Origin of the sequence: Frondihabitans sp. 4ASC-45 (assembly GCF_049472575.1) — a bacterium.
GTDB lineage: Bacteria > Actinomycetota > Actinomycetes > Actinomycetales > Microbacteriaceae > Frondihabitans.
The window spans coordinates 52,174-70,376 of record NZ_JBCEBN010000012.1 but is presented as its reverse complement, the minus strand read 5'-3'; the positions used below and the strand labels follow the sequence as shown (position 1 = coordinate 70,376).

Annotated in this window: 20 protein-coding genes; 8 read left to right on the top strand and 12 right to left on the bottom strand. The window is 70.0% G+C overall.

Features of this window, described 5'->3' with window-relative positions; genetic code table 11:
- The first annotated feature begins 181 nt into the window (after positions 1 to 181).
- Positions 182 to 682: a MarR family winged helix-turn-helix transcriptional regulator gene (locus VH571_RS15660; protein WP_423265340.1), complete on the top strand. Its 501-nt coding sequence runs from the start codon at positions 182 to 184 to the stop codon at positions 680 to 682.
- A gap of 38 nt (positions 683 to 720) precedes the next feature.
- Here VH571_RS15660 and VH571_RS15655 read toward each other — a convergent pair whose 3' ends face one another.
- The 5 genes from VH571_RS15655 to glp all read right to left on the bottom strand — a co-directional run bounded on the left by VH571_RS15655 (position 721) and on the right by glp (position 5,403).
- Positions 721 to 2,538 (bottom strand): ABC-F family ATP-binding cassette domain-containing protein, encoded by a 1,818-nt coding sequence (locus VH571_RS15655; RefSeq protein WP_194600539.1) that lies wholly within the window; start codon positions 2,536 to 2,538, stop codon positions 721 to 723.
- Between the two features lie 140 nt (positions 2,539 to 2,678).
- Complete coding sequence (locus VH571_RS15650) at positions 2,679 to 3,131, bottom strand: molybdenum cofactor biosynthesis protein MoaE (protein ID WP_423265339.1); 453 nt, start codon at positions 3,129 to 3,131, stop codon at positions 2,679 to 2,681.
- On the bottom strand, positions 3,124 to 3,639 hold the full coding sequence (locus tag VH571_RS15645; protein WP_194600533.1) for a MogA/MoaB family molybdenum cofactor biosynthesis protein: 516 nt from the start codon (positions 3,637 to 3,639) through the stop codon (positions 3,124 to 3,126). Before VH571_RS15645 ends, VH571_RS15650 begins: the two co-directional genes overlap by 8 nt.
- Complete coding sequence (moaC, locus tag VH571_RS15640; protein ID WP_423265338.1) at positions 3,636 to 4,127, bottom strand: cyclic pyranopterin monophosphate synthase MoaC; 492 nt, start codon at positions 4,125 to 4,127, stop codon at positions 3,636 to 3,638. The genes VH571_RS15645 and moaC overlap by 4 nt, the downstream gene beginning before the upstream one ends.
- Complete coding sequence (gene glp / locus VH571_RS15635; RefSeq protein ID WP_423265337.1) at positions 4,120 to 5,403, bottom strand: gephyrin-like molybdotransferase Glp; 1,284 nt, start codon at positions 5,401 to 5,403, stop codon at positions 4,120 to 4,122. Before glp ends, moaC begins: the two co-directional genes overlap by 8 nt.
- A gap of 51 nt (positions 5,404 to 5,454) precedes the next feature.
- Between glp and VH571_RS15630 the strand changes: the two genes are divergently transcribed.
- Both VH571_RS15630 and VH571_RS15625 read left to right on the top strand, forming a co-directional pair.
- On the top strand, positions 5,455 to 6,351 hold the full coding sequence (locus tag VH571_RS15630) for an MTAP family purine nucleoside phosphorylase (RefSeq protein ID WP_423265336.1): 897 nt from the start codon (positions 5,455 to 5,457) through the stop codon (positions 6,349 to 6,351).
- A complete protein-coding gene (locus VH571_RS15625; RefSeq protein ID WP_423265335.1) occupies positions 6,348 to 7,424 on the top strand; it encodes an NAD-dependent epimerase/dehydratase family protein in 1,077 nt (358 codons plus the stop codon). Before VH571_RS15630 ends, VH571_RS15625 begins: the two co-directional genes overlap by 4 nt.
- 72 nt (positions 7,425 to 7,496) lie before the next feature.
- On the opposite strand, the gene VH571_RS15620 is transcribed toward VH571_RS15625, so the two are convergent.
- Positions 7,497 to 8,249: a winged helix-turn-helix domain-containing protein gene (locus VH571_RS15620; RefSeq protein ID WP_423265334.1), complete on the bottom strand. Its 753-nt coding sequence runs from the start codon at positions 8,247 to 8,249 to the stop codon at positions 7,497 to 7,499.
- Positions 8,250 to 8,359: 110 nt separating this feature from the next.
- Here VH571_RS15620 and VH571_RS15615 point away from each other — a divergent pair, with 110 nt between their 5' ends.
- From VH571_RS15615 to VH571_RS15605, 3 genes are read left to right on the top strand one after another with little or no spacing between them, the layout of a single operon-like run.
- Positions 8,360 to 9,028 (top strand): glycosyltransferase family 2 protein, encoded by a 669-nt coding sequence (locus tag VH571_RS15615; protein ID WP_423265333.1) that lies wholly within the window; start codon positions 8,360 to 8,362, stop codon positions 9,026 to 9,028.
- The gene (locus VH571_RS15610; RefSeq protein WP_423265332.1) at positions 9,025 to 9,654 is read left to right on the top strand and encodes a TIGR04282 family arsenosugar biosynthesis glycosyltransferase; all 630 of its coding nucleotides are present in this window, start codon (positions 9,025 to 9,027) and stop codon (positions 9,652 to 9,654) included. The genes VH571_RS15615 and VH571_RS15610 overlap by 4 nt, the downstream gene beginning before the upstream one ends.
- Positions 9,651 to 10,364, top strand: a complete 714-nt coding sequence (locus VH571_RS15605; RefSeq protein ID WP_423265331.1) for an SAM-dependent methyltransferase — start codon at positions 9,651 to 9,653, stop codon at positions 10,362 to 10,364. The genes VH571_RS15610 and VH571_RS15605 overlap by 4 nt, the downstream gene beginning before the upstream one ends.
- 164 nt (positions 10,365 to 10,528) lie before the next feature.
- Here VH571_RS15605 and VH571_RS15600 read toward each other — a convergent pair whose 3' ends face one another.
- Positions 10,529 to 10,978 carry a hypothetical protein gene (locus VH571_RS15600; RefSeq protein ID WP_423265330.1) on the bottom strand — a complete coding sequence of 150 codons (450 nt, stop codon included), beginning with the start codon at positions 10,976 to 10,978 and terminating at the stop codon, positions 10,529 to 10,531.
- Entirely contained in the window at positions 10,975 to 12,330 is a 1,356-nt protein-coding gene (locus VH571_RS15595) for a molybdopterin-dependent oxidoreductase (RefSeq protein WP_423265329.1), read from the bottom strand. Before VH571_RS15595 ends, VH571_RS15600 begins: the two co-directional genes overlap by 4 nt.
- A 119-nt stretch (positions 12,331 to 12,449) precedes the next feature.
- Between VH571_RS15595 and VH571_RS15590 the strand changes: the two genes are divergently transcribed.
- Entirely contained in the window at positions 12,450 to 13,907 is a 1,458-nt protein-coding gene (locus VH571_RS15590; RefSeq protein WP_423265328.1) for a glycosyltransferase 87 family protein, read from the top strand.
- Between the two features lie 9 nt (positions 13,908 to 13,916).
- On the top strand, positions 13,917 to 14,315 hold the full coding sequence (locus tag VH571_RS15585) for a TOBE domain-containing protein (RefSeq protein ID WP_055963385.1): 399 nt from the start codon (positions 13,917 to 13,919) through the stop codon (positions 14,313 to 14,315).
- A gap of 207 nt (positions 14,316 to 14,522) precedes the next feature.
- On the opposite strand, the gene VH571_RS15580 is transcribed toward VH571_RS15585, so the two are convergent.
- From VH571_RS15580 to VH571_RS15565, 4 genes are read right to left on the bottom strand one after another with little or no spacing between them, the layout of a single operon-like run.
- Entirely contained in the window at positions 14,523 to 15,002 is a 480-nt protein-coding gene (locus VH571_RS15580; protein ID WP_123943034.1) for a hypothetical protein, read from the bottom strand.
- A 26-nt stretch (positions 15,003 to 15,028) separates the two neighbouring features.
- Positions 15,029 to 16,282: an ABC transporter permease gene (locus tag VH571_RS15575; protein WP_055963390.1), complete on the bottom strand. Its 1,254-nt coding sequence runs from the start codon at positions 16,280 to 16,282 to the stop codon at positions 15,029 to 15,031.
- A complete protein-coding gene (locus VH571_RS15570; RefSeq protein WP_423265327.1) occupies positions 16,279 to 16,971 on the bottom strand; it encodes an ABC transporter ATP-binding protein in 693 nt (230 codons plus the stop codon). The genes VH571_RS15575 and VH571_RS15570 overlap by 4 nt, the downstream gene beginning before the upstream one ends.
- Positions 16,968 to 18,029: a peptidoglycan-binding domain-containing protein gene (locus VH571_RS15565; RefSeq protein ID WP_423265326.1), complete on the bottom strand. Its 1,062-nt coding sequence runs from the start codon at positions 18,027 to 18,029 to the stop codon at positions 16,968 to 16,970. Before VH571_RS15565 ends, VH571_RS15570 begins: the two co-directional genes overlap by 4 nt.
- Positions 18,030 to 18,203 lie beyond the last annotated feature (174 nt).

The window sequence follows — 18,203 nt, the reverse complement described above, 5'->3', positions numbered from 1 at the left end:
TCGGATCCGGATCCCGCCGGTCACGACCGCACCCTCACCCGCGTCATCCCGGCCCTGGGTCGGGTCCTCTCGCTCGGGGGCTAGAAGACTCGGAGGCKGCMRCACCCSCCGACCCTCAACGACACCCGCCCACTCCGACCAGCACCGGCAGCACCCCGAGACCACGCGACATAATGGCCCGATGCCCGAAGAACAGCGCGACGAGGTCGACCGGATCGTCGCCAGCTGGAACCGCGAGCGCCCCGACCTCGACTTCGAGCCGCTTCACGTTCTGTCGCGCGTGGGCCGGCTAGCCAAGCACCTCGACCGCGAGCGCCGCGCTGCGTTCACGGCGAGCGATCTCGAATCGTGGGAGTTCGACGTGCTGAGCGCCCTTCGCCGCGCCGGATCGCCCTACGCGCTCTCGCCGAAGGCCCTACTCACGCAGACACTCGTGTCGAGCGGGACGATGACCAACCGGATCGACCGCCTGGTCGGGCGGGGTCTGGTCGCGCGGAACACCGATCCGAGCGACGGGCGCGGGATCCTGGTGTCTCTGACAGACGACGGTCGCAGTGCTGCCGACGCTGCCATCACCCGGCTCGTCGAGGCCGAACGCAGCCTGATAGGCGACCTCTCACGCGCCGACCGCGAGATGCTCGCCGGGCTGCTGCGCTCGCTGTCGCTCACCCTCGGCGCCTAGAAGCCGGGCCGAAACCGAAGGATCCGGCCCACCCCCGCTCAGCCCTCGAGCTTCTCGCTCACTGCGAGCCATGCCAGCTCGAGCTCGTCGGCCTTGACCTCGATCGCGGCCACCTTCTTCTGCAGCTCTCCGAGCCCGACGTAGTCGTTCTGGTCGTGGGCGGCGAACTGGTCGAGCAGCGTCTGGCGCTCGGCGGCAGCCTTCTGCATGCGACGGTCGAGCGAGGCGCGCTCCTTCTCGGCGTTGCGCTTCTCGGCACCGCTCAGCCCCGAGGCCTTGGCCGCCGCGGTGACGGTCGCCGAGGCTCCCTGCGTCGCGGTGGGCCGGTCGGTCGCCTCGCCCGCGCCGCTGACCGCGATGCGGCGCAGCTCGAGGTACTGGTCGACGCCTCCGGGCAGGTGGCGCATTTCGCCGCCGAGCACCGCGTACTGCATGTCGGTGACGCGCTCGAGCAGGTATCGGTCGTGGCTGACGACGAGGAGCGTGCCGGGCCAGGTGTCGAGGAGGTCTTCCATCGCCGCGAGCATGTCGGTGTCGAGGTCGTTGGTGGGCTCGTCGAGGATCAGCACGTTCGGCTCGTCGAGCAGGATCAGCAGCAGCTGGAGACGGCGCTTCTGACCACCCGACAGGTCTTTGACCGCGGTCTGCAGCTGCGGGGTGGTGAAGCCGAGACGCTCGAGGAGTTGACCGGGCGTCAATTCTTTGCCGCCCGAGACGTATGACGAGCGGTAGCGGGAGACGACCGTGTTGACGCGCTCGTTCGCGAACTCGTGGAGGTCGGCGAGCTGCTGGTCGAGCACGGCGAACTTGACCGTCTTGCCGCGGGTGACGCGACCCGTCGTCGGCAGAACCGCCCCGGTGACGAGCTTCAGCAGTGTCGACTTGCCGGCGCCGTTGACGCCGAGAATGCCGGTGCGCTCGCCCGGAGCGATGCGCCACTCGATGTCTTTGAGCACCTTGCGCTCGCCGTAGTCCACCGACACGTCGATGATGTCGACGACCTGCTTGCCGAGGCGCGACGTGGCCATCTGCGACAGCGAGACCTTGTCGCGCACGGGAGGCTCGTCGGCGATGAGCGTCTCGGCCGCCTCGATGCGGAACTTCGGCTTCGCAGTGCGCGCGGGGGCACCGCGGCGCAGCCACGCGAGCTCCTTCTTCATCAGGTTCTGGCGCTTGGCCTCTGAGACGGAGGCCGATCGGTCGCGCTCGACGCGCTGCAGCACGTAGGCCGCGTAGCCACCTTCGAAGGGCTCGACGATGCCGTCGTGCACCTCCCAGGTGTCGGTCGAGACCTCGTCGAGGAACCACCGGTCGTGAGTCACGACGACGAGCGCACCTTCGCGGGGCGACCAGCGGCGCTTGAGGTGCTCGGCGAGCCAGGCGACACCCTCGACGTCGAGGTGGTTGGTGGGCTCATCGAGGAAGAGGACGTCCCAGTCGCCGACGAGGAGGGCTGCGAGCGCGACGCGGCGGCGCTGGCCTCCCGAAAGGGCGCCGATTGTGGAGTCCCAGGGGATGTCGGTGGCGAGGCCCGAGATGACGTCGCGGATCCGGGCGTCGCCGGCCCACTCGTGCTCGTCGCGGTCGCCGACGATGACCTCGCTCACGATGGAGTCGAGGGGCAGGATGTCGCGCTGGTCGAGCACGCCCATGGTGATGCCGCGGCGTCGGGTGACGCGGCCGGAGTCGGGCTCCATGCGGCCGGCGAGCAGCGACATGAGGGTCGATTTGCCGTCGCCGTTGCGGCCGACGACGCCGATGCGCGAGCCCTCGTCGATTCCGAGGGTCACGCCTTCGAAGATCACACGGGTGGGGAATTCGAGGTGAAGCGCTTCAGCGCCGAGAAGGTGGGCCACCCGTCAAGGGTAGGCGGTGTGAGCGCGAGCTTCGACCGTCAGACCCGCACGATCGGCGTAAACACCTGCCCTAGGAGCGGTGTTTACGCCGGCCGTGCGGGTCTGAGCCGAGCGTGCGGGTCTGAGCCGATCGCGCGGGTCTAGCCGAGAGACGCCACCCACTCGCTCGTGCCGTCGGTGAAGTCCTGTTTCTTCCAGATGGGCACGCGGGCCTTGATCTCGTCGATCAGCAGGGCGCACGCGGCGAACGCCTCGGCCCGGTGCGCGCTCGAGACCGCGGCCGCGAGCGCGACGTCGCCGATGCCGAGCGGCCCGGTGCGGTGCTCGACTGCGATGGCCACTTCGGGATGAGCCCGCGCGATGTCGGCCGCGACCCCTGCGAGCACGTCACTCGCGCTGGGGTGCGCCTCGTATTCGAGCGCGGCGACCCCGCGGCCGTCGTCGTGGTCGCGGACGACGCCCTCGAACGTGACGACGGCACCGGCCGTCGCCTCGTGCACGAGCGCGGAACAGGCCGCCACGCTGAGCGGGTCGGCGGTCACCCGGGCGAGGAGCACGCTGGGCTCCAGGATCTGACGCACGTCGTCATCCATGCCCGCCACCGCCGAGCTGGTCGAGGAGGTGGTCGAGCACACCGCCGAGAACGTCGAGGCCGTCGCGCACTCCCCCGGGTGATCCGGGGAGGTTGACGACGAGAGTGCGGCCGGCGATTCCGACAAGCCCCCGCGAGAGGAGTGCAGTGGGAGTGTGCGCGACACCTCGGCGCCTGAGCTCTTCTTCGAGCCCGAGGAGACGCTTGTCGAGCAGCGGCGCAGTCATCTCGGGAGTGGCATCGGTGGGAGTCACACCCGTGCCGCCCGTCGTGATGATGACCGAGACGGGCTGGGCGATGCCGCCGATGAGGGCCTGGCCGACCGGCTCGCCGTCGGCGACGACCGCGGGGTCGTCGAGAGTGAACGAACGCTCGCGGAGCCAGGCGGCGATGACCGGGCCGGTGCGATCCTCGGCTTCGCCCCGGGAAGCACGGGTCGAGGCGACGATGACGAGGGCCGTCCGTGGCACGACGACCGGAGCGGAAGCCGCAGAGAGTGGGTCGGTCATTGCGCACCCTTCGAGTCGCGAGCCCAGTCGCCGCTCTTGCCGCCGGACTTCTCGAGCACCTGGATCGCCTCGATCACGGCGAACTTGTCGACCGCCTTGATCATGTCGTACAGGGTCAGGGCGGCGACGGAGGCGGCGGTCAGCGCCTCCATCTCGACACCGGTCACGCCTCGCGTCGACACGGTCGCGAGAATGCGCACCGACTCGTCGGCCGGTTCGAAGTCGATCGTGACGGAGCCGATCGGGAGCGGATGGCAGAGCGGAATGAGGCTCGACGTCTGCTTGGCCGCCATGATTCCGGCGACGCGGGCCGTGCCGAGCGCCTCGCCCTTCGGAAGGGAGCCGTCGGCGATCCGCGCGACGACGTCGGATCGCGTGCGAAGCACGGCCTGTGCCGTCGCCACACGCTTGGTCTCGGCCTTCTCGGTCACGTCGACCATGTGGGCGCTGCCGTCGGCGCGCACGTGCGACAACCCTGAATCACTCATCGAGGGCCCACACTACGACCTCGTCGCCCGGCTCGACCCGTGAGACGCCGACCGGGATGTGCGCGAGCACGGTGGCCTGCGCGTAGTGGTGCAGCAGGTGAGAGCTCGGGCCACCGACGAAGTGAACCCGGCCGTCAGCGTCGAGCCTGGCGCGACGGATCTGGTGCTTGCCGGGCGGCGAGTCGGCGGCCTCGGCGAGAGGCGCCCGACGATCGCGGTCAGCGAGTGCGGCATGCGCTCCGCGGGCGAGCGGCACATGGAGAAACGCCTCGAAGGAGACGAGTGCGCTCACGGGGTTGCCGGGAAAGCACACGATCGGAATCGAGCCGTGCCCGGTGTCAACCGCGCCCCAGCCCTGCGGCCCGCCCGGCTGCATCGCCACCGAACCGAATTCGACGCCGCGGTCGTGAAGCGCCTCGCGGACGACCTCGTACGCGCCCGCGCTGACACCGCCGGTCGTCACGACGAGGTCGATGGCGGCACCGTCGGCGGTCGCAGGGTCGGCCCCGTCGAGGCCTTGGATGAACGCGAGGAAGGCATCGACGTCGTCGGTCGCCTGGTAGGTGGACACGTGCACCCCGAGGGAGGCGATCGCCGACCCCAGGGCGGCCGTGTTGGCGTCGTGGATTTTCGCCGCGCCAAGGTCGCCCGGGCCCGTCGCCAGCTCGGCCCCCGTCGAGACGAGCATCACGCGAAGCGGGGCGATCACCTCGACCGTCTCGACACCCGACGACGCGAGCACACCCCAGTGCGCCGGTCGCAGAACCGTGCCGCGCTCCAGCAGAACAGAACCGCCCGGCAGATCGGAGCCGCGAGACCGGACGAACTGGCCGGCGGGGACCGGCCCCGGCAGAGTCACGGAGACCGGACCGGCCACCTCGTCGAGAAACCGCGGCGGATCGGCGAGCTCGATCTGGACGACGGCGTCGGCGCCGTCGGGAATCGCGGCGCCGGTCATGATGGGGGCGGCCGTACCGGCAAGAAGCGGTGGCGGGGCTACGCCGGCCGGGATCCTTCGCCCGACGGTCAGCGCCCGAGGCCCCGCTGCGAGGTCGGACGAGCGCACCGCATAGCCGTCCATCTGGGAGTTGTCGAACGGCGGCAGATCGAGCGGCGCGATCACGTCGTGCGCGAGCTCGCGCCCGCGAGAGGCCGGGCCGAGCGACAAAGACCCGGAGGCAGCCGCCGTGACAGGCAGAAACTCGGTGCCCCGCGACGCGAGAGCCGCCTCGACCAGCTCGGAGATCGCTCGCTGATGCTCTTCGATCGTGCGCACTCGCACCTCGCTTTCACTCTCGGACGGGGCTGTCCCAGTAGTCTCGCATTCATGTCGCAGGCACCTCGGGAGTTGTCCACAGGCGCGCTTCCCCGCGTCGACGTCGCCGTGATCGGCGGCTCCGGTCTCTATTCACTGTTCCCGCGCGGGGCGTCCGACGAGGTCATCGTCGACACCCCGTACGGCCCCACGTCGAGCCCCGTCTCGATCGGCGAGCTCGGCGGCAAACGCGTCGCCTTCCTCACCCGGCACGGCGGCGACCACTCGGTGCCGCCGCACCAGATCGGGTATCGCGCAAACATCTGGGCCCTTGCAGCTCTCGGCGCCAAGGCGATCGTGTCGTCGTCGGCCGTCGGCGGCGTGCACCCCGACTACCCGCCGGGAACGATGGTCATCACCGACCAGTTCATCGACCGCACCTGGGGCCGTGCCGACACCTTCTACGACCAGGGATCGGTGCAGCACCTGTCCGCTGCCGACCCGTTCGACCCGACCCTGCGCGATCTCGCGGTCGACGCGCTCGCGAAAGAACTCGGATCCTTCGCCCCGTCCGGCACCTGCGTCGTGATCCAGGGCCCGCGGTTCTCGACCCGCGCCGAGTCGCTCTGGTGGCGGCAGGCCGGGGCCCACACCGTCAACATGACGATGGTGCCCGAGGTGCCTCTCGCCGGCGAGCTCAACATCGGCACCGTCAACCTCTCGTTCGTCACGGACGCCGACGCGGGGCTGGCCCCGAGCGACGACGACGCCGAGGCGGACGTCGAGACGGTCAGCCACGGGCTCGTGATGACCCGCCTGGCCGAGGCGCAGCCGCTCATCGTCGCGGCGATCGAGCGCATCGTCGCGTCCATCCCGAGCGACTTCACGCCTCGCCAGCTGATCCCCGCCGAGGCGGTCGACGCGGTTCTCGCGCGTCCGGTCTCGGGCGATCCGAGGCTTCCCGAATGACCGAAGGATCCGCGCCCACCGCCCCTCTGCTCCTCGTCACCGGCGGTGCCGGGTTCATCGGCTCGGCCGTCGTCGATGCCGCCCTCGAGCGCGGCTGGCGGGTGCGCGTGCTCGACTCCCTGCGGCCGGACGTCCACGGCGGGCCAGCCCCGATCGACCCTCGGGTCGACTTCCGTCGCGACGACGTCCGCGACGTCACCGCCGTCGACGAGGCTCTGCTCGGCGTCGACGCGGTGTGCCACCAGGCCGCGAAGGTCGGTCTCGGCGTCGACTTCCAAGACGCCCCCGACTATGTCTCGTCGAACGACCTCGGCACCGCCGTGCTGCTCGCAGCGATGGCTCGCGCGGGCGTCGACCGTCTCGTGATCGCCTCGTCGATGGTGGTCTACGGCGAGGGCGCCTACCGCGGCCCCTCCGGCATCGTGCGCCCCGCGCCTCGCCGCATCGCCGACCTCGATGCCGGCATCTTCGATCCGCGCGACGACGCCGGCGATCTGCTCGCACCCGAGCTCATCGCCGAAGACGCCCCGCTCGACCCGCGCAACGTCTACGCCACGACGAAGCTCACCCAGGAGCACCTCGCTACGGCGTGGGCCCGCAGCACCGGCGGTCGCGCCGCCGCCCTCCGCTACCACAACGTCTACGGCCCCGGCATGCCGCAGAACACCCCCTACGCCGGAGTCGCCTCGCTGTTCCGCTCCGCACTTGAACGCGGCGAGGCTCCCCGTGTCTTCGAAGACGGTGCCCAGCGACGCGACTTCGTGCACGTGCGCGACATCGCCTCGGCGAACACCGCCGCCCTCGAGTGGACGCGAGACCAGGATCCGACGGCTTACCGAGCCTTCAACGTCGGCAGCGGAATCATCCACACCATCGGGGAGATGGCTGACGCTCTTGCCCTCCACGCGGGCGGCCCTTCCCCGATCGTGACCGGCGAGTACCGGTCAGGAGACGTCCGCCACATCACCGCCTCCTCGGAGCGACTCCGCCGGGAGCTCGGCTGGGAACCGAGCGTGTCGTTCGACGAGGGCATGCGCGAGTTCGCGACCGCCCCGTTGCGCGCGAGCGTCTAGCCCCACCGGCCTCTCCGGCGACGCTCGATGCCACGCACGCCTAGCCGGTGACGAGCAGCAAGTCGTCACGGCTCACGAGTGCGCCGTGCCCGGCCTGAACCGGTAGCCCACGCCCCAGACCGTGAGCAGGTGCGTCGGCGAAGCGGGATCGTCTTCGATCTTCTCGCGCAGACGCCGCACGTGGACGGTGACCGTCGAGTAGTCGCCGACCTCCCACCCCCAGACGGATCGGAGCAGTTCGTCTCGGCGGAACACCCGATCGGGGTGCGTGATCAGGTGCGCGAGGAGGTCATGCTCCCGAGCCGTCAGAGAGAGGGTCGTGTCGCCGACCGTGATCTCTCGGCGAGCTCGATCGAGACGGAAGCGCCCCGCCTCGATCATGGCCGGGGTCTCTTCGGGTGACGAGGTGCGCCGAAGAACAGCCTCGACCCGGAGCAGGAGCTCGCGCGGGGCGAACGGCTTGACGAGATAGTCGTCGGCTCCCACCTCGAGGCCGGAGATGCGATCGTGCTCCTCGCCCAGGTCGGCCAGCATGATGATGGGCACGTCGTCGAGCAGGCGGATTCGCCGGCAGGCCTCCAACCCGTCGATGCCCGGCAGCATCCGGTCGAGCAGCACGAGATCGGGTCGCGTCTCGCGAACCGCCTCGACGGCGTCGATCCCGTCGACGACCAGGCGCGCAGCGTGCCCGTTCGCCCGCAGAGACGAGACGAGCACGTCGGCGGTGACGGGATCGTCTCCGACGACGAGAATGCTCCGCCGAGCTGGGCCCGATGAGCGAGAGGCGGGCTTGAACGAAGGCGCGAACATCGATGAATACGACATGTTTCACATGTTACAGATCGGTTACCGAGAGGCTTCAGCCTCATTGTTTCGTTCGACTTCTGTAATACCTCGAGCGGCCCAAGACCCCCGCCGCCCCGTACTCTCAGGGAATGCCGTTTTCTGCCGTCGACGTCGTCTTGCCCTGCCTCGACGAAGCTGCCGCCCTTCCCGGCGTCCTCTCACGGCTGCCCGAGGGCTACCGCGCGATCGTCGTCGACAACGGCTCGACCGACGGTTCAGCCGACGTGGCCCGAGCCCATGGGGCACTCGTCGTGACCGAACCCCGGCGCGGCTTCGGGTCGGCGGCCCACGCCGGCCTCCTCGCGGCAACGGCACCACTCGTCGCTTTCTGCGATGCCGACGGCTCGATGGATCCGGGCGATCTCCCTCGGCTCGCCGCCCCCGTGCTGGCCGGAGAATTCGAACTGACGCTCGGCCGCCGCCGCCCGACCACCCGCGGGGCCTGGCCTCTCCACGCGCGGTTCGCCAATCTCGTTCTCGCCCGCCTGATGCGCAGGGCCTCCGGTGTGGCGCTCCACGACCTCGGCCCCCTCCGAGTCGCCTCCCGAGAGGGGCTTCTGGCCCTCGACCTCCAGGATCGCCGAAGCGGCTACCCGCTCGAAATGGTGCTCCGCGCCTCCGAGGCGGGCTGGCGCATCCGCGAACTCGACATCGACTACTCCCCCCGGGTCGGGCGCAGCAAAGTCACCGGAACGGTGCGTGGAACGATTCGCGCAATCGAAGACATGTCGAGACTCCTCCGCGAGGCACGAGCATGACGACGCTGGTGGTGATCGCAAAGGAGTGTCTTCCCGGCAAGGTGAAGACGAGGCTGCACCCGCCCCTGACGCTCGAGCAGGCAGCGGAGGTGGCCGCTGCCAGCCTCGGTGACACCCTGCTCGCTACCGATTCGCTGCCGGCGAGCCGTCGGATCCTGCTGTTCGATGGCAACCGACCGCCGGTCGGCTCCGAACAGTTCGATGTGATCCCTCAGACGACCGGCCCTCTCGACGAGCGGATCGCTGCGCTCTTCGACCTGGTCACCGGGCCGACCGTGCTCATCGGCATGGACACCCCTCAGCTGGTCCGCGACGACCTCGCCCCCGCCTTCGACGGAGAGTGGCCGGACGGCGTCGACGCCTGGTACGGCGCCTCGACGGATGGCGGGTTCTGGGCCCTCGGCCTGCGCGACCCCGACGGCTCACTCGTGCGCGGCGTGCCCATGTCACGAGACGACACCGGGGCTCACCAGCTGGCCCGTCTCACCGATGCCGGACTCCGGGTGAGCAGACTCCGCACCCTGACCGACGTTGACCACATCGACGATGCGATCGCCGCTGCCGCAGCCGCTCCCGACGGCCGATTCGCCGCCGTGCTAAACGACGCGCTCGGGAGCACCGAATGACCATCGCCGAACTGGGCCGCGAGGCCACCTTCGGTGCCGGCGGCGCCGAGCCGTACGCGCACGCGCTGCGCCGCGAGGGGCGCCTGACTCTCGTCCGTTCCGATGCGGGCGGCGAGAGTTCAGGATCCCACGGCGAAGGATCCACCGAACCCGGCTCGGGCGACTACGACCTCGGTCGCTGGATGGCAGCCGCCGACGACGTCGACCGTGCCCTGCTCGCGGCCGAGCGCGGCCCCGTGCTCGACATCGGCTGCGGGCCGGGTCGCATGGTCGAGGCCGGAATCGCGCTGGGTCTCGTCGCTCTCGGCATCGACGTCTCTTCGGCCGCCGTCGCGGTCGCCAGGAACGCCGGTCTCCCCGTGCTGCGCCGAACGGTCTTCGAGCGCCTGCCCCGCGAACGTCACTGGGGTACGGCCCTCCTGCTGGATGGCAACATCGGAATCGGCGGCGACCCCGTGCGCTTGCTGAACCGCTGCCGCGAGTTGCTGTCTGCGACCGGCGCCGTCATCGTCGAGGCCTCCCCGCGGGACGAGGCCGACTCCGTCTTCTCGGCGCACGTCGTCGACGATCACGGTCGCGCCTCCTCGGACTTCCCCTGGGCCGAGGTCGGCGCCGACGCCATGGCGCGCCATGCTGCCTCGGCCGGCCTGCGGGTCGACCAGGAGTGGCGCGTCGACGGGCGCGTGTTCGCCCGGCTCGTTCGCGCGTAGGCGCCGCTGCTCCTGGGGTGTGGAGGCGTTCTCAGCTGCATCGCCTCACGCGAGCCGGAGTCGGSGGGKGTTATGAGCAGTGGGCGGGTGCTCCAGCACCCGCCCACTCTCAATAACACCCGCCCACCTACTCGAAAGCGGCGAGCCCCCACCACGCCAACCCTCTACGACCGAACGATCCGATCCCGCTGAGCCCGCCGGCGCACCACCCGCAGGTAGACCACGATGGCGAGCGCAGCCAGCACGGCGATAACCGCCCACAGGACCGCCAGCCGGTTGGCATAGTCGAACGGCAGCACCGTGACGTTCTTCGGGCCCTTGGCCTTGCGGATGATCTCGGGCACGACGACGAGGGTGAAGATCGAGCCGACGACGATGGCGCCCTGGATGATGCCGATGACGGCGGGCCGGACTCTTCGACCGCGTTTGCGCATCGCGATGCTGATGGCGACGACAGCCGGCGAGATGATGCCGTCGTGGATGATCACGGCGCCGATCAGCCAGGTCACCAGGCCCCAGATGTTTTTGGGCTTGACCGTGTCGACCATGACGTAGGCGCCGAACAGGATCGCCGCCGCACCGAGGCCGAGAAGGACTCCGCGAGCGATCTTCACGACAGCACCTCCAGTCGGCTCAACCATTTGGTTTGAAGCACACCGGGGCGGCCGGGAGCGATCATGCGGGCCGGATACCCGTGCTCGATGTCGAGCCGGGCGCCGTTGAGGTGGAGGGCGACCAGGGTGTTCTCGTCGCGCACGTATTCGGCTCCCATGAGGGTCACCCGGTAGCCGCCCTTCTTCTCAAGGCTCGTGACCCGCAGGCTGTCGGAGTCGCTCGCGCCGACCAGCGCGACGATGTCGCGCAGTCGCGGGCCCCTCCAGTCGGCCATCTGGCTCCAGCCCTCGACGCAGGAGATCGGCAGCGCGGCGTCGTGCTGGGGCAGCGCCTGGAGGTCGGCGAGCGAGAACGTGCGAGATGAGGATCCGCGAACCACCGTGAGCTCCCACCCCGGGTCGGTGGCGGTCTCGAGCACCTGGGCGGCCGCCGCGGTGCGGTTGATCGGCAGATCGTTCGGGCCGAGGCCGTTCTTGCGCGGCGCGAAGGCGTTGATCGGTGAGAGCGGGGTGGCCGACTGGCCCGCCGTCAGAGCGACGAGGCCGGCCGTGGTGACGCCGACGGCACCGAAGAAGGCACGGCGAGAGGTCTTCGGGTCGATGGTGGGAGTGCGGTCGATCCACTCGAAGACGCGGCCGATGAGACCGGACGGGGCGCGAGCGGCGACGACCTCGCGGGTGACGTCTTCGGGCAGCACGATCCGCGGATCCTTGAGGTCGTCGGGGTCGACGCCCATCGTCGCGAGCTTCTCGCGGGCCACCCGCTGGGTCGTGGGCGGGACCTCGTCGACTCCGACGCTCTCGTCGACGAGGAAGCGGCCCTCGGCGTCGTAGCTGTCGCGCCCCCGCCAGTAGCGAGCGATGATCGGCAGTTTGACGCCGATGTGCACCGCCAGCGAACCGATGATCACGTACGAGAGCGCGTAGTGCACCTGCTTGAACGGGAACGGCCACGGGTAGTACTGGAAGGTGTTCAGCAGACCCGTGAAGATCTGGATGAGCGACGCCGCGACGAAGAGCGCGATCGAGGCGCGCTCGAGGATCTGCACGGGAGACGAGATCGGCGGGTACTTGAACAGCTGCGGGAACACCGCGTAGAGCTTGCCGAACAGCAACGGGAAGCAGGCGATGCCGGCGGTGATGTGGATGCCCTGAGTCCAGCGGTAGAGCGACACGGGCCTCGTCGGGAACGACATCCAGGCCGCGGGCTCTTGGAGGAAGTGGCTGTAGAGGCCGGTGCCCAGGCAGATGACGAAGGCCAGACCGAGGAGCCGGCCCATCACCACTGCCGTCCGCGCGTTGCGGTTCGGCGAGGTCATCGACCGTCGGAGCCCGTAGAGCAGTTCTCGCATACTGAATCTCACCATGATCGGGAGGAGCGGCGGCCCGTTTCAAGCGGATCGGCTCGAGATGTCACAGTCGCGTAAGGGGTTCGGACCGGAACGCCCTTTGGTTCGGGCAGAGTAGAAGCGTGCGCACCTTTCTCGCCCTGCTCGGCTCGGCCGTCGTCGCCGCGACCATCGCCTGGGGCGTCGTGACGCTCGGCTTCTACAAGCCGGGAGTGGGGCACTCGTTCCAGATCTGGACCGTCGTCTGCTGGTTGCTGTTCGTCGGCGCGGTCGTGCTTCTGCGACGGGTGCCCGCGCGCTCCGCCACGGTCGTCGTGCTCATCGGATCGGCGCTCATCGGCGGCGCCGCCATCGCTGGGCCGCCGAACACGAGCACCGACTCGGCCCGATACGCGTGGGATGGCATCGTGCAGAACGCCGGCGTCTCGCCCTACGCCCATGCGCCCAACTCGGCTGCGACGGCCCGGCTGAAGCCGGAATGGCTGTTTCCGACGCCGACGACCGCGTCCGACGGCACCCAGCAGTGCACTGGCACCCGCATCATGACCACGCACGAGAAGGGGTCAGGAGACCTCCTGTGCACGGCGATCAACCGACCCCGGGTCTTCACCATCTACCCGGCGGCGGCCGAGCTCTACTTCGCCGCCGTGCGCGCGGTCGTGCCGGTCGAGGCCGAGTACTGGCCGCTGCAGGCATCAGGGCTGCTCATCAGCCTGGCGATCACCGCGGGGCTCCTCGTGCTGCTGCGCCGCTGCGGCCTCGATCCGCGCTGGGCCGCGCTCTGGGGGTGGTGCCCGCTCGTCGCCTCCGAAGCCGTCACGAACTCGCACGTCGACCTGCTCGCCGCGGGGCTCGGTCTGCTCGCGACGGCCCTGGTGGCAACCGAGAGCGTCTCCCGGCTCCGGCGTTGGGGCGGCGGGGCGGCGCTCGGAGCGGCCATCGCCGTCAAGCTGATCCCCGTCGTCGCGGCTCCGGCCCTTCTCCGCCGCAAGCCCCTGCCGGTGATCGCCGGTTCGATCGCGGCGTTCGTGCTCCTGTACGTGCCCTACATCATCTCGACCGGGCCGAAGGTCCTCGGCTATCTGCCGGGCTACCTGCAGGAGGAGGGAGTCAACGACGGCTCCCGGTTCGCGCTCGTCTACCTCCTGGTGCACGGCACGGCGACGACCGTTCTGGCGCTCCTCATTCTCGCGGCGGTCGCCGTCATCGTGTGGCGGACCTCCGACGTCGACACCGTCTGGCTCGGGCAGCTGGTGATGATCGGGGCGTTCCTCTTCGTGCTGAGCCCCCGCTACCCCTGGTACGCCCTGCTGCTGATCCCGTTCGTCGCCATGACCGGACGCATCGAGTGGCTAGCGCTGGCGCTGGCCATCTCGATCCGGCAGTTCTGGCCCTACAACTACGTGCGCGCCTCGACCCTCGGCGTCGCCCTCGTGCTCATCATCGTGGTCAGCATCCGGCGATCCGGGCCGGGCTGGCGGGGCAGGATCCGCGACCGCGCCGCGAGTGAATGGCGCCTCCTGGCGCGCCGCCCGCCGCTCGCCGCGATCGGCCGCACGCCCGGAGAGAACACCCCGTAGGCTCCGCTCATGCCCCAGCTCAGAATCAGCGAAGCGTCTCGCTACCTCGGCGTCTCGGACGACACCCTGCGGCGGTGGATCGACAACGGCACGCTCGAGGCATCGAAGAACGAGTCGGGCCGCACCGTGGTCGACGGCCTCGCCCTGGCCCAGTTGGCGAAGAAGAACGCCCTTCTACCGGACGATCCGTCGGGCGTCGGCCGGTCGGCGCGCAACCGGTTCATGGGGCTCGTCACCGACATCAAACTCGACACGGTCATGGCCCAGGTCGAGCTGCAGTGCGGGCCGTTCCGCGTGGTCTCGCTGATGAGCTCCGAGGCGGTTCGCGAGCTGGGTCTCGAACTCGGTTCGGTCGCGATCGCCGTGGTCAAGGCCACCACCGTGCTCGTCGAGACGCCGTCGCGCTGACACTCTCGAAATGAATTCTCACCAAACCCAAACCGATGCGGCGAGGACTGCGAACCCTCTTATAGCGCCGTCCCTACAACGGTGCTCGCTCTCTGCCAGGCGAGAGACCCGCAGCCTGGCATCAGCACACCGGATCGGTGAAACGCCCGGGGTCCCGCAGCGAACAACTCGCGTTGCGGTCTCCCGGGCGTTTGTTCTGCCGGGGGCCTAGAGGCCGCCCCAGTCGCTGAGGTGTTTCTTCTTGCACGCCGGGTCGGCCGCCTTGAAGGCCGGCGTCTCTTGGTCGATCCCCTCCCACGAGATGGTGCCCCGCGCCGCCTGGCTTTCGTCGAACCCGGTGATGCCGGCCTCCGCCATGCAGGCGATGTAGCCCTGCGTCTGCTTGGTCCAGGTGTCTTTCTGCGCGGTGCTCGCGCCCTTGGGTCCGCCGCAGCCGGCGGAGGCCTTCTGGAAGGCGTCTTCGTCGATGCCCTCGGGAATCCGGAGCCCGCCGCTCGCCAACTGGGCGTCGGTGGGGTCTTCGATTGAGATCCCGGCATCACGCATACAGGAGCCCCATTTGGCCGCGGCTCCGTCGGCGGACGGTGTCGGAGAGTCGGACGCCGGCGACGAGCAGCCGACGAGGCTCGCGACGAGGGCGGCTCCGAGAGCGAGCGCGATGACTTTCGGGCGGATGGTCGATGACATGGGATTGCCTTTCGTAGTGGGGTGGGTCAGGCCGCGGCGAGAGCCGAGGTCGGGGGAACGGAGGCGGCTCGGCTCGCCGGGTAGATTCCGGAGAGCCCGCCGATGACCACGGTCGAGCCGAGACCGCCGGCGACGGCCCAGACGGGAACGGTCGGCGGCCAGCCCTGGGCGACGGCGAAGATGACGGTCACGACCGCGCCGAGCACGACGCCGCAGGCCCCACCGAGGAGGGCCAGGAGGAGCGACTCGATCAAGAACTGGTCGCGGATGTTTCGTCGGCGGGCTCCGAGGGCACGACGCACCCCGATCTCGGCACGCCGCTCGAGCACCGTGATGACCATGGTGTTCGCCACGCCGATGCCGCCGACGAGCAGTGCGACGAGTCCGAGGCCGAGGAGCAGCCCTGTGAACGACGCCTCGGACGCCCGCTGCGCCTCGAGAGCGTCGGAGGGACGCGACACCGTGGCTCCGGCCTCGACCGCGGGGTTGGCGGCTCTCGGAAGGAGGGTGCGGACGCCGTCGAGCCGCTCGGGGTCGGCGCGGGCGGAGATCTGCGTGGGAGCCCCGTCGAACCCGAGGCGCGAGGTCGCCGCCGCGACCGGGACGAAGGCCGAGGAGTCGAGATCCGGCGCCAGGGTCAGCGGCTCGAGGATTCCGACGACGCTCCACCAGCTGCCCCCGATCCAGACGCGTTCCGCTCCGGTCACGCGGTCGATGCCGAGCGCCGTGGCAGCGCCGTGACCGAGGACGACCTCGGAGGGCGACCCGAAGGATCCCGCCGTCGCCGCTTCGCTCGGCCCCGGCTCTCGCAGCCAGCCCCCGGAGACGAACCTCGCCCGGAGCACGCCCGGGAGGTCGCCGAAGGCGGCACGGACGTCGAGGCCCTTCGTCTGGAGCGTCGGGATCTTGTCGGTGCGATAGACGTGGGCGCCGACGACGAGACCCGTTCCCGCACTCTCGAGGACGCCGGGCACCCGTCCGACCTGGCCGACCGCCGTTGCGGGCAGCGGGATCGTGTCGCCCGTCAGCGATTTGCCGGGCGAGACCGCGAGCACGTTCGTCCCGAGGCGATCGAGGACTCCAGTGAGCTGCGCCCGGCTCGACGAGCCCAGGCCGACTACGGCCACCATCGCGGCGATGCCGATCGCGATGCCGAGTGCTGACAGGAGGACGCGAGTGGGGCGGGTGCGCAGACCGAACAGTCCCAACCGGAGGAGGTCGCCGAAGCGGACGCCGGTGCGTGGGCCGGTTGCGATCCGGTTGACTTTTGCCGCGGTCATCGCGGGAGTCCGGTGGGCTCGAGCGGAGCGGGCGAGAGGTGCCCGTCGAGCATGCGAACACTCCGCGGGAGCGCTCCGGCGAGGTCGCGATCATGCGTGATCACGACTACGGTCGTCCCGTCGGCATTGAGCTCGCGGAGGACGGCGAGTACGTTCGCGCCCGACGCGCTGTCGAGGGCGCCGGTCGGTTCGTCCGCCAGAAGCACGCTCGGATTGCGGACGATCGCTCGGGCCATCGCCACCCGCTGTTTCTCGCCGCCCGAGAGCATCGGCGGCCGGTGCGTGAGACGGTGCGAGAGGCCCACGCGCTCGAGGGCTTCTGCAGCGCGGCGCCGACGCTCGGCGCGCTCGACGCCGCTGTAGAGAAGGCCGTCTGCGACGTTCTCCACCGCCGTGGCTCCGGCGGCGAGGTGGAAGTGCTGAAAGACGAAGCCGATATGGAGGGCGCGGAGCTCGGCGAGCCCGTCGTCGGAGAGATGGTCGACGCTGTGCCCGGCCACCGAGAGGCTGCCGGAGGTGGGACGGTCGAGCGTGCCCATGATGTTGAGCATCGTCGACTTGCCGGAGCCGCTCGGGCCGACGATCGCGAGCATCTCCCCTGCGGTGACCGTGAGATCGATCGAGTGGAGCACCCGGGTGTCGCCGTACGACTTCGAGATCTGTCGGAGGTCGAGGACGGGGCCGTTCACGAGGGCACCACGACCTCGAGTCCCTCGACGATCCCCTTTCCGCTGACCTCGACCCGGCCCTGCGCGAACAGGCCGACTTTCACCCGAAGGTGGGTGTGTCCGGAAGAAGACCGGGTCTCGACCTCGTAGCCGCCTTTCGGGTCGACGACCAGGGCCGCGACGGGCACCGACAGGACGTCCTTCCTCGACGCGCCCGGCACGAGCACGTCGACGGCCTGCTCGCCCGTCTCGGCGTTCTCGAGGGCCGAGCCCACCTTCATCGTGACGTCGACGGTCGAGTCGGTCGACGACCCTCCCGTCGAGGGTTCCGGCTCGGAACGCGAACTCTGCGCCGAGACCTTGGCCGCGACCTTCGTGCCGTCGGGCAGACCCACCTCGACGCGATTGCCGATCGCGAAGGCGGATGCCTGCCGCGCGGTGACCGTGCTGGTGACGACGCGCGTGGTCGACGTGTACTCGAGGATGGGGCCGGAGGCGCTCGACCCCGCGGGCGCAGTGACGCCGGCGATCTTGACGTCGCCCGGCACGAAGGCGATCTGGTCGGCCCCGATCAAGCCGGTCGCGGCGTAGCCGTGTGCCCGCTGCCAAGCGCTGACAGCCCGTGCCGTCTCGCGTGTGAACTCGTTCGAGGCGGGAACGGCGGTGTCTCCGAGCGCACGGAGGCTGGCGTTCAGCTGCTGCACGTCGCCGCCGGCCATGCCCCACGACATGGCCCGGTAGACGGGCAGGCGCCCATGGAGAGCGACGACGGGGCGCTCGTCGACCGTGTAGAGGGTCTCGCCGAGCTTCACGACCGAGCCGAAGGCGGCGACCGACGTGATGGTGCCGGAGGCCGCGGCGACCAGCGTCTCGGGCGACCCGTAGCCGAGCGTTCCGGGATACAGCGTGCTGTCGACGAGGTCGCCCCGCAGCACCGGCGCGGTAGCGGTCGCAACGCTCGACCCCGCCGAACCCGCTGACGCCGGAGACTCGGTCGCCATCGCGACGACCCCGATGCAGGAGCCCCCGACGACGAGGGCGGTCGCGGCTGCCGTGATGACGAGTGTGCGCCGCCACATCACAGCACCCGCCCTTCGAGTCGGGGAGCGGACGAGGGGGTGGTCGTGAGCATGCACGGGCCTTTCGTGTCGGAGCCGCGTCGGTCGACGCGTCGAGACCAGAAGACCAGGGCGCCTGTTTCGCCAGCGTCTCCCGACCGGAGAGGTCTGCGAAACACGCAGCGTCGTAGTGTG